The organism is Caulobacter sp. GSs2 (assembly GCF_058680895.1).
This window is the reverse complement of record NZ_CM178725.1, coordinates 191,067-207,631: the sequence shown is the minus strand read 5'-3', so window position 1 is coordinate 207,631 and position 16,565 is coordinate 191,067. Positions and strand designations below refer to the sequence as shown.

Sequence of the window (16,565 nt, the reverse complement as noted above, 5' to 3'; positions counted from 1 at the left end):
TTGCGCCGACCTCCGACGCGGGCTATCTCCCGCGCCCTTTCTTTTTGTCACGGAGTAACGTGATGCGACCGGATGTTGAGGCCTCCGCGGCCGACATCGAGCAGTCCGTGGGACTGCTCAGGAGGCGTCTTTGACTGGGATGCCGCACTTCGAAAGCTCGATGAGCTGAATGCCCGGGTCGAAGACCCGACCCTTTGGGACAAACCCGCCGAAGCCCAGGCCGTCTCGCGCGAGCGCGCCAGTCTGTCGGCGCGCGTGGAGGCCGTGCAGGCGCTCGACCAGGGCCTGAAGGACGCGCTGGAATATGCCGAGTTGGCCGACATGGAGGGCGACGACGCCCTGCTGGAGGATGCCCGCGCCCAGTTGAAAGACCTTAAGGATCGCGCTGGTCGCGCCGAGCTGGAGGCCCTGCTCTCAGGCGAGGCCGATGGCAACGACTGCTATGTGGAAATCAATTCCGGCGCTGGCGGCACCGAGTCCTGCGACTGGGCGGGCATGCTGCTGCGGATGTATTCGCGCTGGGCCAATGCTCACAAGATGAGCGTCGAGCTGGTCGAAGAAACCTCAGGCGATCAGGTTGGCATCAAGTCGGCGACTCTGCTGATCAAGGGCCAGAACGCCTATGGCTGGCTAAAGACCGAAGCCGGCGTCCACCGTCTGGTGCGCATCAGCCCCTATGACGCCGCTGCCAAGCGCCACACCAGCTTCGCTTCGGCCTGGGTCTATCCGGTGGTGGACGACACCATCGAGATCGAGATCAATCCATCCGACGTCCGCACTGATACCTATCGCGCCAGTGGCGCGGGCGGTCAGCACATCAACAAGACCGACTCGGCTGTGCGTCTGACGCACATTCCGACCGGCATCGCTGTGGCCTGCCAGGCCGGTCGCTCGCAGCACCAGAACCGCGAAGAAGCGTGGAAGATGCTGCGCGCGCGTCTCTATGAGGCCGAACTGCAGAAGCGGGAAGCCGCCCAGCAGGCTCTGGAAGACCAGAAGACCGATATCGGCTGGGGTCACCAGATCCGTAGCTACGTCCTGCAGCCCTACCAGATGGTCAAGGACCTGCGGACAAACGTCGAGACCTCCGACACCCAAGGGGTGCTGGACGGCGATCTGGATGAGTTCATGGGCGCCTCGCTGGCCCAACGCGTCGGCGCTACACGCGACGCCTAAAAGCTCAGCCTGGAACGAAAGACGCCCCGGAGAGATCCGGGGCGTTGTTCTTGGTGTCTCTCGCCAGGATCAGGCCGGCTTGGCCTGCGCCTCCGCCGGGGGCGCAAGAACCGGCGTCGGAGCCGGTTGCGGGGCAGGGCGCTGGAACTTCAGGCTACGGCCCTGGAAGAAGGCGCCGGTTTCCATCGCCAACTGCTCGTGGGTAATGTCGCCGTCGATATAGGAGGTGCCGTAGAGGCGAACCTGCTTGGAGGTGATGGCGCCCACCACACGGCCGCGAACCTCGACGGCCTCGGCATAGACAGAGCCTTCGACATGACCGGTTTCGCCGACGGTCAGGCGGCCCACGCGAACATCGCCACGAACCACGCCATCGATCTGCAGTTCGCCGTCGCCGGTGACCCCGCCTTCGATGGTGATATCGGCCGAAATCAGGGAAGCGACCTTCGGAGCCACCTTGCGTGTCGGATCGACGGAGGCGATGGGCGTGGGCAGGGGCTCGATCTTGGTCGGGCCGCGCGCCGTGGTCTTAGTTTGCTTGCTGAACATACTCACCAGCCTTCAAAAAGCGATTTGGGTTCTGGGCCCTGCCATTGGCCCAGACTTCATAGTGCAGGTGCGGGCCGGTCGACCGACCCGTCGAGCCCATGGCTCCAACGCGCTGACCAATCGCGACCCGTTCGCCAACGCGCACTGAAATCGCTTGAAGGTGAGCATAGCGCGTCTTGAAGCCGCCGCCATGGTCGATCTCGATGGTGTTACCATAGCCAGAACGCACGCCGGTGAACGAGACGACGCCCGGCGCGGTCGACATGATCGGAGTGTAGAACGCCCCCGGGAAGTCCAGGCCAGAATGAAAGGCCGGCCGACGCGTGAACGGGTCAAAGCGAACGCCGTAGCTGCTGCTCATCGCCGGGTTGCTGGTCGGGCGGAAGAAAGGAAGCTTCTGGGCCGCCGCGTTCAGCGAGCGCATGTCCGACATGTCGGTAGCGGCGCGGTGAATGCGGGTGGCGAATTCTTCATCGACGTCGAGCACGGCGGCGAGGGCGCGCGGATCCCGGGCCTCGATCAGCGGACCGCCCAGCGAGGCGCCGCGGCCAGTATAGTTGCCAGCGTCCAGGCCAGCCATGCGCATGGCCAGACGGAGGCGTTCGGCCCGGCTCTTGGCGAAGGTCTCTGCGGCGTCGATCAGGCGCTCCTGATCCATCCGGGTGGCCTGGATGCGCTGGACCGGCGTTGCGGCCAACAGGCGAGGCTGGGAGGTCTTCAGGGCTTCGGCGGCGCCAGGGACGCCCTTGAAGTCGCTGACCAGCATGGCCAGCGCAGAGTGGCGCTTTTCCACCGAGGCGGCCAACTCGTCGAGCGACCCGTTGGTGGCCGAAAGCTGGGCGACGGCGCTGTTCAGGCGCGCCTGACGGTCGGCGTTGAGGCGCTCGTAATAGGCGCGCTGCTTGATGACCTGCTGGTCTGTCGAGCTGACAGCCAGAGCGTTGACCATCATGGCCGCGGTGCAGACACCCATCCACAGGGCGGCGCAGCCGACGACGGTCGCGGCCAGAAGTTGCTTGTTGGTGGAAAAAACGTAGCCCCGCATCTCCCCGCCGGAGCGGATATAGAGGTGCCTTTCAGGGAAAAGACCTTCGAGGGATTGCCGCAGTCGCTTGAAGCGTTTGATGGCCATCGCTCACGAAACCCCCGTTTTTAGAACACGGGGATATGCAACGATATTACGCGGCCGCGCAAGGCTCTTCGCTCTCCAAGAGAGCGCGAGTAAAAGAATTTAGCATGCGGGCCCAATCGTTAACGCCACCTGAATGCGATCAGCAAGATCGATGGTCGACTGGGCGCCACTTGGCTCAGCTACGCGGCGCAAATACAACACCGCCGGGCGCGGCTTGCTCCACACCGTCGGCGACCAAATCGCAAATCCGGTTACTTCATGGCTCTGGCAGTGGTCAGCACCGCCTTGATGTGGCCAGGCACTTTGACCTTTCGCCAGACCTCGCGGATTACGCCGTCGGCGTCGATCAGGAAGGTCGAGCGATCGATACCCATGTACTTGCGGCCATACATGCTCTTTTCCACCCAGGCGCCATAGGTTTCGACGATCTCGCCGGTCGTGTCCGCAGCCAGCTCCACCGTCAGGTCATGCTTGAGACGGAACTTGGCGTGCGAGGCGGCGCTATCCTTGGACACGCCCACGATCACCGCGCCCAGCTTTGCGAATTCCTCGACCTCGGACGAAAACTGCAACGCCTCGGACGTACAGCCCGAGGTGTCGTCCTTGGGGTAGAAATAGAGGACGATCTTCTTGCCCTTCAGGCTCGCAAGACTGACCCGACCTGTATCGGTGGGCAGGTCGAACGCGGGAGCCTTGTCACCGGCTTGAAGCATCGTCTCTCTCCGTTTTCCTACTTGCGCCCTTGTCTGCCGGATCAGACCGGTTTGACCAGAACGATCTTCTTCTTGCCTGCCGCAAGTTTGACCACGCCATCGATCAGATCGGCTTCGGTGACCACGCGGTTGGCGTCGGGCTCAGCCTGGTCATTGACCTTCAAGCCGCCGCCCTGGGCAAGGCGACGCGCTTCACCGCGCGAAGCGGCCAGGCCGGCGTCGGCGAACAGGTTGGCCAGGACGATACCGGCCTTCAGCTCCGCAGCGGGCACTTCGAAGGTCGGCAAGTCGGCGGAGGTTACACCTTGTTCGAAAGCCTTTTCGGCAGCGTCACGCGCCGAACGAGCAGCCTCTTCGCCATGCGCCATGCGCGTGGCCTCGTCGGCCAACACCTTCTTGGCATCGTTCAGCTTGGCTCCCTGGAGGGCTTCAAGCTTGGTGATCTCGTCCAGGGGCAGGTCGGTGAACAGCTTCAGGAACCGCCCCACATCGGCGTCCTCAGTGTTGCGCCAGAACTGCCAGTACTCGTAGGGGCTCAGCTGTTCGGCATTGAGCCACACGGCGCCCGACATGGTCTTGCCCATCTTGGCGCCCGAAGCCGTCGCCAGCAGCGGCGTCGTCAAACCATAGGCAGCCTTCTGGTCGACACGGCGGGTAAGCTCCACGCCGTTGAGGATGTTTCCCCATTGGTCCGAGCCGCCCATCTGCAGAACGCAGCCGAACTTGCGGTTAAGCTCCAGGAAGTCGACGGCCTGCATCAGCATGTAGTTGAATTCGAGGAAGGTCATCGGCTGCTCGCGCTCGAGCCGCAGCTTGACCGAGTCGAAGGCCAGCATCCGATTGACCGTAAAGTGCACGCCGTAGTCGCGCAGGAACTGCACGTAGCCGAACTTGCTGAGCCACTCGTCGTTGTCGACCATGATGGCGTCGGTGGGCCCGTCGCCGAAGGTCAGGAACTTGGCGAACACCGACTTGATGCCGGCGATATTGGCGGCGATGTCGGCGTCCGACAGCAGCTTGCGGCTCTCGTCCTTGCCGGTGGGATCGCCCACCTTGGTGGTGCCGCCGCCCATCAGGACGATCGGCTTGTGGCCGGCCTGCTGCAGGCGGCGCAGCATCATGATCTGGATCAGCGACCCGACGTGCAGACTGGGCGCCGTGGCGTCAAAGCCGATGTAGGCCGTGACGATCCCGCCGGCGGCGGCCGCGTCCAGCTCGTCCGGGTGGGTGATCTGGTGGATATAGCCGCGCGCCTGCAGGGTCTGCAGGAATTCCGACTTGAACGAGGCGGGCGCGGACATGGATCGACTCTCTGGATGGAACGACGCGCCGTCTAGCACGGGCGGAGCGGGATGTGGCGAGGGTTTCATACGGTCAGTCTCCGGAGGGGGCCGGAGCGCCATGATCTTGCGACAAGCGCCCCCGGCAGGGTGGCGACGTGTCAGGCCGGCCTCCCGCTATTTCAGCGGGCGGCAATAGCTGGCGGCGGGAAGGCGGACGTCGATCATGGGGCCTAGCTACAGGCCCGCGAGCATGGCAGTCAACGGCGATGCGCATCCTGGGATTCATGACCGGCACCTCGCTCGACGCTGTCGACATGGCGGTGCTTGAGACCGACGGCGAAGAAATCCACGCCTTCGGGCCTTCGGGCGAGCGCAAGCTGCGCGAGGCGACCCGCGACCTTTTGCTGGCGGCCACCGACCAGGCTCGCGCCTGGTCGCGCGGCGAACCAGAGCCGGCGATCTTCGAGGACGCCCGCCGCGCCGTCGCCGAGGAGCACCTGTACGCCGCAGAAAGCTTCATCGCCGAGCATGGCCTGGCCTGGAGTGATTTCGATCTCCTGGGCGTGCACGGCCAGACCGTGCTGCACGAGCGCCCGCAGCCGGGCCGGATTGGCCGCACCGTTCAGTTGCTGGACGCCGAGTGGCTGGCCAGGGCCACGGGCCGCCCCGTCGCTTTCGACTTTCGCACCGCCGACGTCGCGGCCGGCGGGGAGGGCGCGCCGTTGGCCCCGATCTATCACGCAGCACGCGCCCGGGCCTCGGGCTTGGCCGCGCCGGTCGCGGCGCTGAACGTTGGCGGAGTCGCCAACATTACCCTCATCGACGCCGACGGAACCTTGCTGGCCTTCGACACCGGACCAGGCAACGGCATGATCGATCTGATGCTTCAGGCCCGAGGGCTGGGACGCTTCGATGAAAACGGGCGACTGGCCGCGGCGGGCAGGACCGACGAGGCGGCTTTGGGCAGCCTGCTGTCAGGCGCCTATTTCGACGCGCCAGCCCCCAAGTCGCTGGACCGTTACGACTTCACGCTCGACGCCGTGGAGCATCTTTCCGCCGAGGACGCCGCAGCCACCCTCGTGGCGTTCACGGCCGAGGCCGTGGTCAAGGCGTTCGACAAGGGCGCGCGGCCCAGCGCCCTGATCATCTGCGGCGGCGGCCGGCACAATCCAGAGATCATGCGAGTATTGGCCGAACGCTCCCCGGTTCCGGTCAAAACCGCCGAGGCCTTTGGCTGGCGCGGCGACGCCATCGAGGCCGAGGCCTTCGCCTATCTGGCGGCGCGTACCGCCCTTGGCCTGCCGATCAGCTTCCCAGGCACCACGGGCGTCAGCGCGCCGATGACAGGCGGACGGATCGTTCAGCCCTGAACGAAAAAGGCCTCCCCGAAGGGAGGCCTTTGAAGGATCAGATCGGGTTCATCTCGATCCGCTTGTCCAGATAGTCGCCGACGCTCTTTTCCACAAAGGGCAGGTGCTCGGTCCAGAAGTGGCTGGCCTTATCGATGACTTCGTAGTCGATGATAATGCCCTTCTGGGTGCGCAGCTTGGAAACCACGCGCTCGACTTCGACGGGCGGGGTGATGCTGTCGGCCGAGCCGGTCAGGAACAGACCCGAGGCCGGGCAGGGCGCCAGGAAGCTGAAGTCGTACATGTTGGTCGGCGGCGAGACACTGATGAAGCCATCCGTCTCCGGGCGACGCATCAGGAGCTGCATGCCGATATAGGCTCCGAAGTCGAAGCCCGCGACCCAGGTCTGACTGGCGGCCGGGTTCGAGGTCTGCAGCCAGTCCAGCGCCGTGGCGGCGTCAGCCAGTTCGCCGATGCCGGCGTCGAACTCGCCCTGGCTGCGGCCCACGCCGCGGAAATTGAAGCGCAGCGTCGCAAAGCCACGCTTCATGAACAGATGATACAGCTGCACCGAAACCGGGTGGTTCATGTGCCCGCCCGCCTTGGGGTGCGGATGCAGAATCAAGGCTATCGGGGCCGTCTCGGTCTTGCCCGGCGAGTAGCGACCTTCGATCCGTCCGGACGCGCCGGCCAAAATCACATCAGGCATATCGACCTCATTGGTTCGGCAAGCGGCGGGCGATTCCGGATCTTTCGACCGATGGAATACTTGACCACTGCGCTTGGTCTTCCTAAATCTCACCCAGCGACGCGGACTTGGGGTCCGGCGCGAAGTCGCGGCTTGTAGCACACGCAAAAGCCGATGCGCGCGGAATCTGCAAGGAGTAAAGGCGCATGCGGCTTAGCACCAAGGGACGATACGCGGTCATGGCGATGACCGACCTGGCTAAACGCCAGGACCAGGGTGACGGCCGCGCTGTGGCCCTGGCCGAGATCGCCGCCCGTCAACAGATCTCATTGTCCTATCTCGAACAGCTTTTCGCGCGGCTGCGCCGCAAGGGCCTGGTCAAGAGCGCCCGTGGTCCCGGTGGCGGTTATCGCCTGGCATTGGACAGCGAGAAGACCCTGATTTCGGAGATCGTGCTTGCCGTCGACGAACCCCTGCGGGCTACCCGCTGTGGCATGACGAAGGGCGGTCCCAAGGGCTGCATGGCCGGCGGCGAGCGCTGCATGACCCATGACCTCTGGGAGGAGATGGGCCGTCAGATCCACGGCTACCTCGCCTCGGTCTCGATCGCAGATGTGCTGGAAGGTCGGCTGCGTCCTGACTCCAAATCGCTGGAGATTGCGGCGGAGTGACCATGTCCCGCGCCTCCGTCTATCTCGACTACAACGCCACAGCGCCCATCCGTCCGGAAGCGCGCGGGGCGCTGCTGCACGCCCTCGAGGCGCCGGCCAATCCCTCGTCGGTCCATGCCGCCGGCCGCGCCGCGCGCGATGTCGTCGAGAAGGCCCGCGCCCAGATCGGCGCCCTGGTCGGCGTGCCGGCCGGCTCTGTGACCTTTGTCAGCGGCGGCACCGAGGCTAACGCCTTGGCCCTTGAGAGCGCCAAGGCCGCTGGCTTCAGCCGGATCATCGTCGGCGCCACCGAACATGACGCCGTGCTCGAGACGGCCAAGGCCACTGGCCTGCCGGTCGAGACCTGGCCCGTCGATGCCAACGGCGTGGCGCATCTGCCCTGGCTGGAAGCCGATCTGAAGGCGCCCGGTCGCGCCCTGGTCTGCCTCATGCTGGCCAATAACGAGACCGGCGTCATTCAACCCGTCGCTCAGGCCGCTGCTTTGGTGCGCGCCGTCGATGGCTGGCTGCATGTCGATGCGGTTCAGGCAGCCGGCAAGATTGCCATCGATTTCTCGACGCTGGGAGCCGACACCATGGCTCTGTCGGCTCACAAGCTGGGAGGCCCGCAAGGCGTCGGCGCCTTGGTGGCCGGTACGCGCGCGCTCCTGCATCGTCGCCAGCATGGCGGCGGGCAAGAGCGCGGCCGCCGGGCCGGCACCGAGAATGTCGCGGGCATCGCCGCCTTCGGAGCAGCCGCCGATGCGGCTTCGCGCGATCTCGCCTCTATGACCGTTCAGGCCCACTGGCGCGACGCCCTCGCCGAACGCGTCAAGGCAGAAGGCGCGGTTGTGCTCGGGGAAGGCGCTGATCGCCTGCCCCAGACACTCTGTTTCGCCAGCGAAGGCTTCAGCTCCGAGATTCAGGTCATGAACCTGGACCTGGTGGGCATGATGGTCAGCGCCGGCAGCGCGTGCTCCTCGGGCAAGGTCAAGGCCAGCCGCGTGGTGGAAGCCATGGGCCGGTCAGACCTCGCCCCCTATGCCCTGCGGGTCAGCGGTGGCTGGGCGAGCACGCAAGACGACTGGATCAAATGCGGCGACGCCTGGATCGCCGCCTGGAAGCGTATCGGCGCTCGGCGCCGGGAGGTGGCATAGTGGCCGCAGTTCAAGAAACCGTCGAAGCCGTTGCCTCGCTCGAAAAGTACGAGCACGGCTTTACCACCGACATCGATCAGGAGTTCGCCCCCAAGGGCCTCTCCGAAGACATCGTGCGGTTCATCTCGGCCAAGAAGGAAGAGCCCCAGTGGATGCTCGACTGGCGCCTGGACGCCTATCGCCGCTGGCTTGAGCTGGAAGAGCCGAACTGGGCCAAGGTCAACTATCCCAAGATCGACTACCAGGACTCCTACTACTACGCCGCGCCCAAGACCAAGGAGGGGCCCAAGAGCCTCGACGAGGTCGATCCCGAAATCCTGGCCGTCTACGCCAAACTGGGCATTCCGCTGCGCGAGCAGGAAGTCCTGGCCGGCGTCGAGGGCGCGCCGCGCTACGCCGTGGACGCGGTGTTCGACAGCGTCAGCGTGGTCACGACCTTCAAGAAGGAGTTGGCCGCCGTCGGCGTGATCTTCTGCTCGATGAGCGAGGCGATCCGCGAGCACGGTGATCTGGTGAAGCAGTATCTGGGCTCTGTGGTGCCGACCTCGGACAACTATTTCGCCTGCCTCAACAGCGCGGTCTTCAGCGACGGCAGCTTCGTCTACATTCCGCCAGGCGTGCGCTGCCCGATGGAGCTGTCGACCTATTTCCGCATCAACGCCAAGGACTCCGGTCAGTTCGAGCGCACCCTGATCATTGCCGACAAGGGCGCCTATTGCTCGTATCTGGAGGGCTGCACCGCCCCGATGCGCGACGAGAACCAGCTGCACGCCGCCGTGGTCGAACTGGTCCTGTTGGACGACGCCGAGATCAAATATTCCACCGTCCAGAACTGGTATCCGGGCGATCCGGAAACCGGCAAGGGCGGCATCTTCAACTTCGTCACCAAGCGCGCGGACTGCCGGGGCGACCGCTCCAAGGTCAGCTGGACCCAGGTCGAGACCGGCTCGGCCGTGACCTGGAAATATCCGTCCTGCGTGCTGCGCGGCGAGGGCAGCTCGGGCGAGTTCTATTCGATCGCTGTGACCAACGGTCACCAGCAGGCCGACACCGGCACCAAGATGATCCACCTGGGCGCCAACACCAAGTCTCGGATCGTCGCCAAGGGCATCAGCGCCGGCAAGTCGACCAGCACCTATCGCGGCCTGGTCAGCGCCCACCCCAAGGCCAAGGGCGCCCGCAATTTCACCCAGTGCGACTCCTTGCTGATCGGCAAGACCTGCGCGGCCCACACCATCCCCTATATCGAGGCCCGCAACGGCCAGTCGGTGTTCGAGCACGAGGCCACCACCACCCGCCTGTCGGACGACCAGCTGTTCTATTGCCAGCAGCGCGGCCTTTCGCAGGAAGAGGCCGTGGCCCTGCTGGTCAACGGCTTCGTCAAGGACGTGCTGCAGCAGCTGCCGATGGAGTTCGCCGTCGAGGCCCAGAAGCTCGTGGCGATCAGCCTTGAGGGGAGCGTGGGATGATCCCTGTCCGCTTCGGGCTGAACGACAAGGAATACAAGTACGCGCGCCAACTGGCCTATCAGGCGGCGCACGGCACGTGGATCAATCCGTATGGCGACGAGGCCCCGCTGATCGACCGCTGCGCCAAACTGCTGGCGAAAGGCAATGCCGATGCGGCGGCCGAGCGCGCGCTTCTGACTGAACTTCTGAAACTCGCCGCATACAGTCCCGAACATGAATGGGAGGCGCCGGCCCTGACCGGCAAGCCGACCACATTCGCTATCCAGACGCTCGAAAAGATCACGGCTTTCAATGCTTAATATCCAGAACCTCCACGCCCGCGTCGAAGACAAGCCCATCCTGAAGGGCGTCACGCTCGACGTGCCGGCGGGCGAAGTGCACGCCATCATGGGGCCCAACGGCGCCGGCAAGTCGACCCTGTCCTATGTGCTGACCGGGCGCGGCGGCTATGAGGTCACCGAGGGTTCGGCCAGCCTCAACGGCGAGGACCTGCTGGCTCTGGACGCCAATGAGCGGGCCGCCAAGGGCCTGTTCCTGTCCTTCCAGTATCCGCTTGAAATCCCGGGCGTTCCGGCCCTGACCTTCATCCGCACGGCCCTCAACGCTCAGCATCGCGCGCGGGGCGAGGACGAGATCGCCGCCCCGGCCTTCCTGAAACTGGCCAGGGAGAAGGCCGCTTCACTGAAGATCGACTTCGAGATGCTCAAGCGCGGCCTGAATGTCGGCTTCTCGGGCGGCGAGAAGAAGCGGATGGAAATCTTTCAAATGGCGATGCTTTCGCCGAAGTTCCTGATCCTCGACGAGACCGACAGCGGCCTGGATATCGACGCCCTGAAGATCGTTTCCGAAGGCGTCAACGCCCTGCGCTCTCCCGAGCGCGGCATGCTGGTGATCACCCACTATCAGCGCCTGCTGGACTACATCAAACCCGACCGCGTCCACGTACTGGCCGCCGGCCGCATCGTTGCCTCGGGCGGTCCGGAGCTGGCCCTGCAGTTGGAAGCCGAAGGCTACGACAAGTACGCGAGCGCCGCCGCATGAGCCTGGCTCTCGCCCTGAAGACCGGAGACGCCAGCCGTCTGCCGTCGCGACGCGATGAGGACTGGCGCTGGACGGATCTGCGCGGGCTGATCCGTACCATCCCGGCTGAGTCACCGGCGTTTCTCGGCGACGTCGGCGCGGGTCCGTTCGACGCGCTGGCCGACGCTACTATCCTGATCGTCAATGGATGGGTGCGCGAAGGTGAGCCCGCGCCCGAGGCCGGGGTGTTGGCTTTGCGGTTCGTATCCCACGCCGACGCCACCGCGCACGACGCCGAGTTTGCGGTGACAGTCGCGCCCGGCCAGACCCTGACCCTGCTGGAAAGCTATGAAGGGCAGGGGGCGGGCGGCTATCTGGCCAATATCGGTCTCGACGTCTCGGTTGGCGAAGGCGCTCGTCTGGAGCGGATCGTCCTCGTCGACGACCTGGCCGATGCGGTAACGGTGAGCACGGCCGACGTCGCCTTGGCGCCTGGCGCCACGTATGCGCAAACCATCCTGACCTCCGGCGCCCGCCGCCAGCGTCTCGAGACCCGCGTCGCCCATCCCGGCGCCCACGCCGATCTGCGCCTCGACGGGATCTATCTGCTGGATGGCCAGCGCCACGCCGACCTGACCACCCAGGTCACCCACGGCGGCGTCGACGGGACCACCTCGCAATTGACCAAGGGCATGGTCTCCGACCAGGCGCGCGGCGTGTTCCAGGGACGGATCATCGTCCAGCCCGGCGCCGACCAGACCGACGCCCGCATGGGCCACCACGCCCTGATCATGTCGGACAGGGCCGAGGTCGACGCCAAGCCCGAACTGCTGATCTTCGCCGACGACGTCGCCTGCGCCCACGGCAACACCATCGGCGCCCTGGACGAGCAGGCGATCTTCTACGCCCGTCAGCGCGGCATCCCTGAGATGGAAGCCCGCGCCATGCTGACCGAGGCCTTCGTGGGTGAGGTGGTCGAGCGCATCGAACATGAACCCGCCCGAGAGATCGCCCGCGCCTGGGTCGCCCAGCGCCTGGGACGGAGCATCGTCTGATGGCTTTCGACGCCCCCTTCGATGTCGAGGCGATCCGCGCCCAGTTCCCGATCCTTGGGCGAACTGTTCACGGCAAGCCCTTGATCTATCTGGACAGCGCCGCCAGCGCCCAGAAGCCCGACGCCGTGTTGGACGCCATGATGGGCCTGGCGCGCACGTCCTACGCCAACGTCCATCGGGGCCTGCACACCCTGGCGAATGAAACGACAGAAGCCTATGAAAAGGCCCGCGAAAGCGTAGCGCACTTCATCAACGCCGAACCGACCGAAATCGTCTGGACCAAGAGCGCCACTGAGGCGGTGAATCTGGTCGCGGCCTCGTTTGGCCTGTCGCTGAACGCCGGGGACGAGATCGTCATCTCGGAGATGGAGCACCACGCCAACATCGTGCCGTGGCACTTCCTGCGCGAACGCAAGGGCGTGGTCCTGAAGTTCGTGCCAGTGCTGGACGACGGCCAACTCGACATGGAGGCCTACAAGGGCCTGCTGTCCGAGCGCACCAAGATGGTCGCCCTAACCCAGATGTCGAACGTGCTGGGCACGGTCAACGATGTCCCCGAGATCGTGCGGCTGGCCCACGCGGCCGGCGCCCAAGTGCTGATCGACGGCTGCCAGGGCGTGGTCCATTCCAAGGTCGACGTGAAGGCGCTCGACGTCGACTACTACGTCTTCTCCGGCCACAAGCTGTACGGCCCCACCGGCATCGGCGTGCTCTATGGCAAGGCCGAGCGTCTGGCCGCCCTGCCGCCTTACCAGGGCGGCGGCGAGATGATCGGCTCGGTGTCGATGGACGTCATTACCTATGCCGATCCGCCGCATCGCTTCGAAGCCGGCACGCCGGCGATCCTGGAAGTCGTCGGCCTGGGCGCGGCGATCGAGTGGCTGAACGGCCTGGACCGCGACTCCATCTTCGCCCACGAGCATGCGCTCTATGATCGGGTCGCCGAGCGTCTTCAGGGCGTCAACGGCCTCAGAATTCTCGGCACGGCGCCCGGCAAGGGCGCGGTGCTGACCTTTACGGTCGAGGGCGCCCATGCCCACGACATCGCCCAGGTTCTGGACCGCTACGGCGTCGCCGTGCGGGCCGGCACCCATTGCGCCGAGCCCCTGATGCGACGCTTCGGCGTCACCTCGAGCGCGCGCGCTTCCTTCGCCCTATATAACACCGAGGCCGAGGCCGATGCGTTCGTGGACGCTCTGGCCAAGGCCCGCAGTTTCTTCAGTTGAGCCCCGCATGACCGACGCAGCCATTCCCGAGACCGCCTCAGCCCTTCCCAAGGAAGAGCTGGCCAAGCTGACCGATATGCTGATCGAGAAGCTGAAGTCGGTCTATGACCCGGAGATCCCGGTCGACATCTATGAGCTGGGCCTGATCTACAAGGTCGATGTCAGCGACGACAAGGACGTGGCCATCGACATGACCCTGACCGCGCCGGGCTGCCCAGTGGCCGGCGAAATGCCGGGCTGGGTCAAGGACGCGGTGATGGAAATCCCCGGCCTGAAGTCCTGCACGGTCGACCTTGTCTTCGAGCCGCCTTGGGACCCGTCGCGGATGAGCGACGAGGCCAAGCTGCAACTGAACATGTTCTGATCGGTCAAAACGCCATGGAAGCCGCCCTCACGCCCCGCCTTCGTCGCCCTCGCCCCAAGGTCGTCACCCTGACGGACGCAGCAGCGGCGCGCGTGAAGGAGATCATGGCCCGGAAAGCGCTTGAGGAGCCCGACAAGCCCTATGCCGGCCTTCGCGTCGGTGTGAAGAACGGTGGCTGCGCCGGCTCGGAATACGTCTTCGACTACGCCCTGGAGAAGAGCCCGCTGGACGAGGTGATCGAGGACAAGGATGTCACCATCCTGATCGATCCCAAGGCGGTGCTGTTTCTGGTCGGCACCGAGATCGACTACGAGACCACCAAGCTGTCGTCGAAGTTCGTGTTCAACAATCCCAATGAAACCGACGCCTGCGGCTGCGGCGAGAGCGTGACAATCCAACCGGCCGTTGAAGCCGCAGATTGACCCCGAAGACGCCGACGGCCTAATCCAGCCCATGGTCAAAACGATCTTGGTCTATTCGATGGGCGAGGTGATCGGCGACGGCTTGATCAAGCTGCCCTTCATCGCCGGCCTGCGCGCCGCCTTTCCCGACGCGCGGATCAGCTGGTGCGCGGCCAAGGGCGAGACCGTCTATGCTGGACCGCTGAAGGCCGTCGTCGAAGGCTATATCGACGAGATTCTGACTGACGGCCCGACGGGCGCCGGAGCCTTCGACATCCTGCCGTGGGTGAAGCCGTTCGGCGGCCGCCAGTTCGATCTGGTCATCGACACCCAGGAAAATCTGCGCCGCAGCGCCGTGGTCCGTCGTGCGGCGGGCGTCTTCGTCTCCGCCGCACGACAAGCGCGGACCCGGGATTGGCCGGTGGCGGTCACCGACCGGCTCGCGAGGTTGCTGGCTCTGGCCTCGAGCGGGCAGGGCGCGCCGACGCCGATCATCCTGGCGCATCCCGACGCCCTGGCGGCCGCCAAGGCCCTGCTGCCTGACGGCTCGACCTATGTTGGCCTGGCCCCGGGAGCGGGCGGACAGGACAAGCGCTGGCCTCTGGAGCGCTATTTGGCGCTGGCGCGCGAGATCGCGCTGAAGGACGCAGTTCCCGTGTTCTTCTTCGGGCCCGACGAAGCCGACGACGCTGCCAGGGCGCGGCGCGAGGCGCCGACCGCGTTATTCCCCGAATCGGATCGCCACGACGACTATCCCCATGTGAGGGGCCCGCTGCTGGTCATCGCCCTGGCCAGTCGGCTGAGCGCAGCCGTGGCCAATGACGCCGGCCCCGGCCACATGCTGGCGGCCGGCGGCGCGCCGCTGTTGTCTCTACAGAAGGACGGCCGAAAGGCCGTGAAGTTTCGCCCGGCCGCCGCCAAGCTTGAGATACTGGTCGCGGAAGACTACGGAGACGGCATGGCCGCCTTGCCCTTCAACGCGGTCTGGAGCGCCCTCGCGCGTCTGATGTCCGGAGTCGCCTGAATGCCCATCCTCGCGCCCATCTCGGCCGGCGAACTGATCGACAAGATCACCATCCTGCGCGTGAAAGCCCAGCGCATCGGCGATCCGGCCAAGGAGTCCAATGTCCGCAAGGAGCTGGCGTTGCTGGAGGCCACCGCGCTGTCGCACATTCCGCCCAGCGCCGATATCGAGCGCCTGACCGCTGAACTGATGGCCGTCAACGCCGCCCTCTGGGACGTCGAGGACGGTAAGCGTGATTGCGAGCGTCGCCAGGACTTTGGCCCCGACTTCGTGGCCCTGGCGCGCCGCGTCTATATCGAGAACGACCAGCGCGCCGCGATCAAGAGGGCGATCAATGCGGCGGCTGGTTCCGATATCGTAGAAGAAAAGAGCTACAAGCCCTATCTGGCCGGTTAGCGCCCCTTGAAGGCCGCCGCGCGCTTCTGAAGGAAGGCGCTGACGCCCTCGATGAAGTCTTCGGTCTTGCCAGCGAACTTCTGGGCCTTGCGCTCGGCGTGCAACTGACCGTTCCAGTCAGCGTCAAGGCTCTCCCAGACCAGCTTGCGGATCGCCCCAAGGGCCACCGGGCCATTGGCCAGCTCCCTGGCGATGGTCGTGGCAGTGGCGATGAGTTCGCCATCGGGCACGCAGCGATTGACCAGACCCCACTCAAAGGCCTTGGCGGCCGAAATCCGGTCGCCCAGCAGCATCATCTCCATGGCCCGCGCCTTGCCGACCAGTCGCGGCAGCAGATAGGTCGAGCCGCCGTCGGGCACCAGGCCGATGCGACGGAAGGCCTGCAGGAAGTAGCCGCTTTCACCGGCCACGATCATGTCGCCCATCAGGGCCAGCGAGCAGCCGACGCCGGCGGCTGCGCCGTTCACGGCGGTGACGATCGGATAGGGGAAGTCCCGCAGAGCGGTCATCATCGGATTATAGACGGTTTCCAGCGCTGAACCGGCGTCCGGCTTGCCGTCCACATCGAGTTCGCGAGCGGCGGGACCGCCGCCCGAGAGATTCGCGCCCGAACAGAAGCCGCGGCCTTCGCCGGTGATGATCAGCGCGCGCGCCACGATCTTGCCGTGAGCGATCGCCCCAAGGGCATGTGTGATCTCGCGCGCCAGATCCATGCTGGCGGCGTTCAGCGTCGTCGGATCGGCCAAGGTAATGGTCGCGACGCCGTCCTCGGCGGTTAGGCGAATCTTTTGATAGTCCATGGCGTCCTCCCAGGGCTTGGCGCTCTTTGGAAGACAGCTAGGCGCCACTAACCCCGGGGAAGGCCAGAGGGTTTTTCACACGAAAACGCCGCCGTTCGCGAAAACGGCGGCGC

General features: G+C 65.4%; 19 protein-coding genes. 13 read left to right on the top strand and 6 right to left on the bottom strand.

Annotation, left to right across the window (positions count from 1 at the left end; all coding sequences use genetic code 11):
* The first annotated feature begins 62 nt into the window (after window positions 1-62).
* Window positions 63-1,176, top strand: a protein-coding gene (gene prfB / locus ACW17Z_RS01015; protein WP_419316855.1) for a peptide chain release factor 2 whose coding sequence is annotated in 2 segments (ribosomal slippage) — window positions 63-131 and window positions 133-1,176 — 1,113 coding nt in all. Because the reading frame shifts where the segments join, the coding sequence is not laid out codon by codon here.
* A 69-nt stretch (window positions 1,177-1,245) separates the two neighbouring features.
* On the opposite strand, the gene ACW17Z_RS01010 is transcribed toward prfB, so the two are convergent.
* The 4 genes from ACW17Z_RS01010 to tyrS form a co-directional block, all read right to left on the bottom strand.
* Window positions 1,246-1,725: a bactofilin family protein gene (locus ACW17Z_RS01010; RefSeq protein WP_419316854.1), complete on the bottom strand. Its 480-nt coding sequence runs from the start codon at window positions 1,723-1,725 to the stop codon at window positions 1,246-1,248.
* Window positions 1,706-2,857 carry a peptidoglycan DD-metalloendopeptidase family protein gene (locus ACW17Z_RS01005; protein WP_419316853.1) on the bottom strand — a complete coding sequence of 384 codons (1,152 nt, stop codon included), beginning with the start codon at window positions 2,855-2,857 and terminating at the stop codon, window positions 1,706-1,708. Before ACW17Z_RS01005 ends, ACW17Z_RS01010 begins: the two co-directional genes overlap by 20 nt.
* A 251-nt stretch (window positions 2,858-3,108) precedes the next feature.
* Window positions 3,109-3,570: a peroxiredoxin gene (locus ACW17Z_RS01000; protein ID WP_419316852.1), complete on the bottom strand. Its 462-nt coding sequence runs from the start codon at window positions 3,568-3,570 to the stop codon at window positions 3,109-3,111.
* Between the two features lie 41 nt (window positions 3,571-3,611).
* The gene (gene tyrS / locus ACW17Z_RS00995; protein ID WP_419316850.1) at window positions 3,612-4,940 is read right to left on the bottom strand and encodes a tyrosine--tRNA ligase; all 1,329 of its coding nucleotides are present in this window, start codon (window positions 4,938-4,940) and stop codon (window positions 3,612-3,614) included.
* A gap of 179 nt (window positions 4,941-5,119) precedes the next feature.
* Here tyrS and ACW17Z_RS00990 point away from each other — a divergent pair, with 179 nt between their 5' ends.
* Window positions 5,120-6,223 (top strand): anhydro-N-acetylmuramic acid kinase, encoded by a 1,104-nt coding sequence (locus ACW17Z_RS00990; RefSeq protein ID WP_492057256.1) that lies wholly within the window; start codon window positions 5,120-5,122, stop codon window positions 6,221-6,223.
* Window positions 6,224-6,260: 37 nt separating this feature from the next.
* On the opposite strand, the gene ACW17Z_RS00985 is transcribed toward ACW17Z_RS00990, so the two are convergent.
* On the bottom strand, window positions 6,261-6,911 hold the full coding sequence (locus ACW17Z_RS00985; protein WP_419255560.1) for an alpha/beta hydrolase: 651 nt from the start codon (window positions 6,909-6,911) through the stop codon (window positions 6,261-6,263).
* Between the two features lie 185 nt (window positions 6,912-7,096).
* On the opposite strand from ACW17Z_RS00985, the gene ACW17Z_RS00980 reads away from it, so the two are divergent.
* The 11 genes from ACW17Z_RS00980 to ACW17Z_RS00930 are packed head-to-tail and all read left to right on the top strand — an operon-like array spanning window position 7,097 to window position 15,652.
* Window positions 7,097-7,561 carry an Rrf2 family transcriptional regulator gene (locus ACW17Z_RS00980; RefSeq protein ID WP_419316846.1) on the top strand — a complete coding sequence of 155 codons (465 nt, stop codon included), beginning with the start codon at window positions 7,097-7,099 and terminating at the stop codon, window positions 7,559-7,561.
* Window positions 7,558-8,697, top strand: a complete 1,140-nt coding sequence (locus ACW17Z_RS00975) for a cysteine desulfurase family protein (protein ID WP_492057255.1) — start codon at window positions 7,558-7,560, stop codon at window positions 8,695-8,697. The genes ACW17Z_RS00980 and ACW17Z_RS00975 overlap by 4 nt, the downstream gene beginning before the upstream one ends.
* Window positions 8,697-10,166, top strand: a complete 1,470-nt coding sequence (gene sufB / locus ACW17Z_RS00970) for a Fe-S cluster assembly protein SufB (protein ID WP_492057254.1) — start codon at window positions 8,697-8,699, stop codon at window positions 10,164-10,166. Before ACW17Z_RS00975 ends, sufB begins: the two co-directional genes overlap by 1 nt.
* Complete coding sequence (locus ACW17Z_RS00965; protein ID WP_062146533.1) at window positions 10,163-10,465, top strand: hypothetical protein; 303 nt, start codon at window positions 10,163-10,165, stop codon at window positions 10,463-10,465. The genes sufB and ACW17Z_RS00965 overlap by 4 nt, the downstream gene beginning before the upstream one ends.
* On the top strand, window positions 10,458-11,207 hold the full coding sequence (sufC, locus tag ACW17Z_RS00960) for a Fe-S cluster assembly ATPase SufC (protein ID WP_419316843.1): 750 nt from the start codon (window positions 10,458-10,460) through the stop codon (window positions 11,205-11,207). Before ACW17Z_RS00965 ends, sufC begins: the two co-directional genes overlap by 8 nt.
* Window positions 11,204-12,241, top strand: coding sequence for a Fe-S cluster assembly protein SufD (gene sufD / locus ACW17Z_RS00955; protein WP_492057253.1), 1,038 nt, complete (start codon window positions 11,204-11,206; stop codon window positions 12,239-12,241). The genes sufC and sufD overlap by 4 nt, the downstream gene beginning before the upstream one ends.
* Window positions 12,241-13,467 (top strand): aminotransferase class V-fold PLP-dependent enzyme, encoded by a 1,227-nt coding sequence (locus tag ACW17Z_RS00950; RefSeq protein WP_492057252.1) that lies wholly within the window; start codon window positions 12,241-12,243, stop codon window positions 13,465-13,467. Before sufD ends, ACW17Z_RS00950 begins: the two co-directional genes overlap by 1 nt.
* A 7-nt stretch (window positions 13,468-13,474) precedes the next feature.
* Window positions 13,475-13,831 carry an SUF system Fe-S cluster assembly protein gene (locus ACW17Z_RS00945; RefSeq protein WP_492057251.1) on the top strand — a complete coding sequence of 119 codons (357 nt, stop codon included), beginning with the start codon at window positions 13,475-13,477 and terminating at the stop codon, window positions 13,829-13,831.
* A gap of 14 nt (window positions 13,832-13,845) precedes the next feature.
* Complete coding sequence (locus tag ACW17Z_RS00940; RefSeq protein ID WP_419316839.1) at window positions 13,846-14,253, top strand: HesB/IscA family protein; 408 nt, start codon at window positions 13,846-13,848, stop codon at window positions 14,251-14,253.
* A 31-nt stretch (window positions 14,254-14,284) separates the two neighbouring features.
* On the top strand, window positions 14,285-15,256 hold the full coding sequence (locus ACW17Z_RS00935; RefSeq protein WP_492057250.1) for a glycosyltransferase family 9 protein: 972 nt from the start codon (window positions 14,285-14,287) through the stop codon (window positions 15,254-15,256).
* Window positions 15,257-15,652, top strand: a complete 396-nt coding sequence (locus tag ACW17Z_RS00930; RefSeq protein ID WP_492057249.1) for a DUF6165 family protein — start codon at window positions 15,257-15,259, stop codon at window positions 15,650-15,652.
* Here the strand turns inward: ACW17Z_RS00930 and ACW17Z_RS00925 are convergent.
* On the bottom strand, window positions 15,649-16,452 hold the full coding sequence (locus tag ACW17Z_RS00925; protein WP_419316836.1) for an enoyl-CoA hydratase/isomerase: 804 nt from the start codon (window positions 16,450-16,452) through the stop codon (window positions 15,649-15,651). The two genes, ACW17Z_RS00930 and ACW17Z_RS00925, sit on opposite strands and share 4 nt — an antisense overlap.
* Window positions 16,453-16,565: the final 113 nt, after the last annotated feature.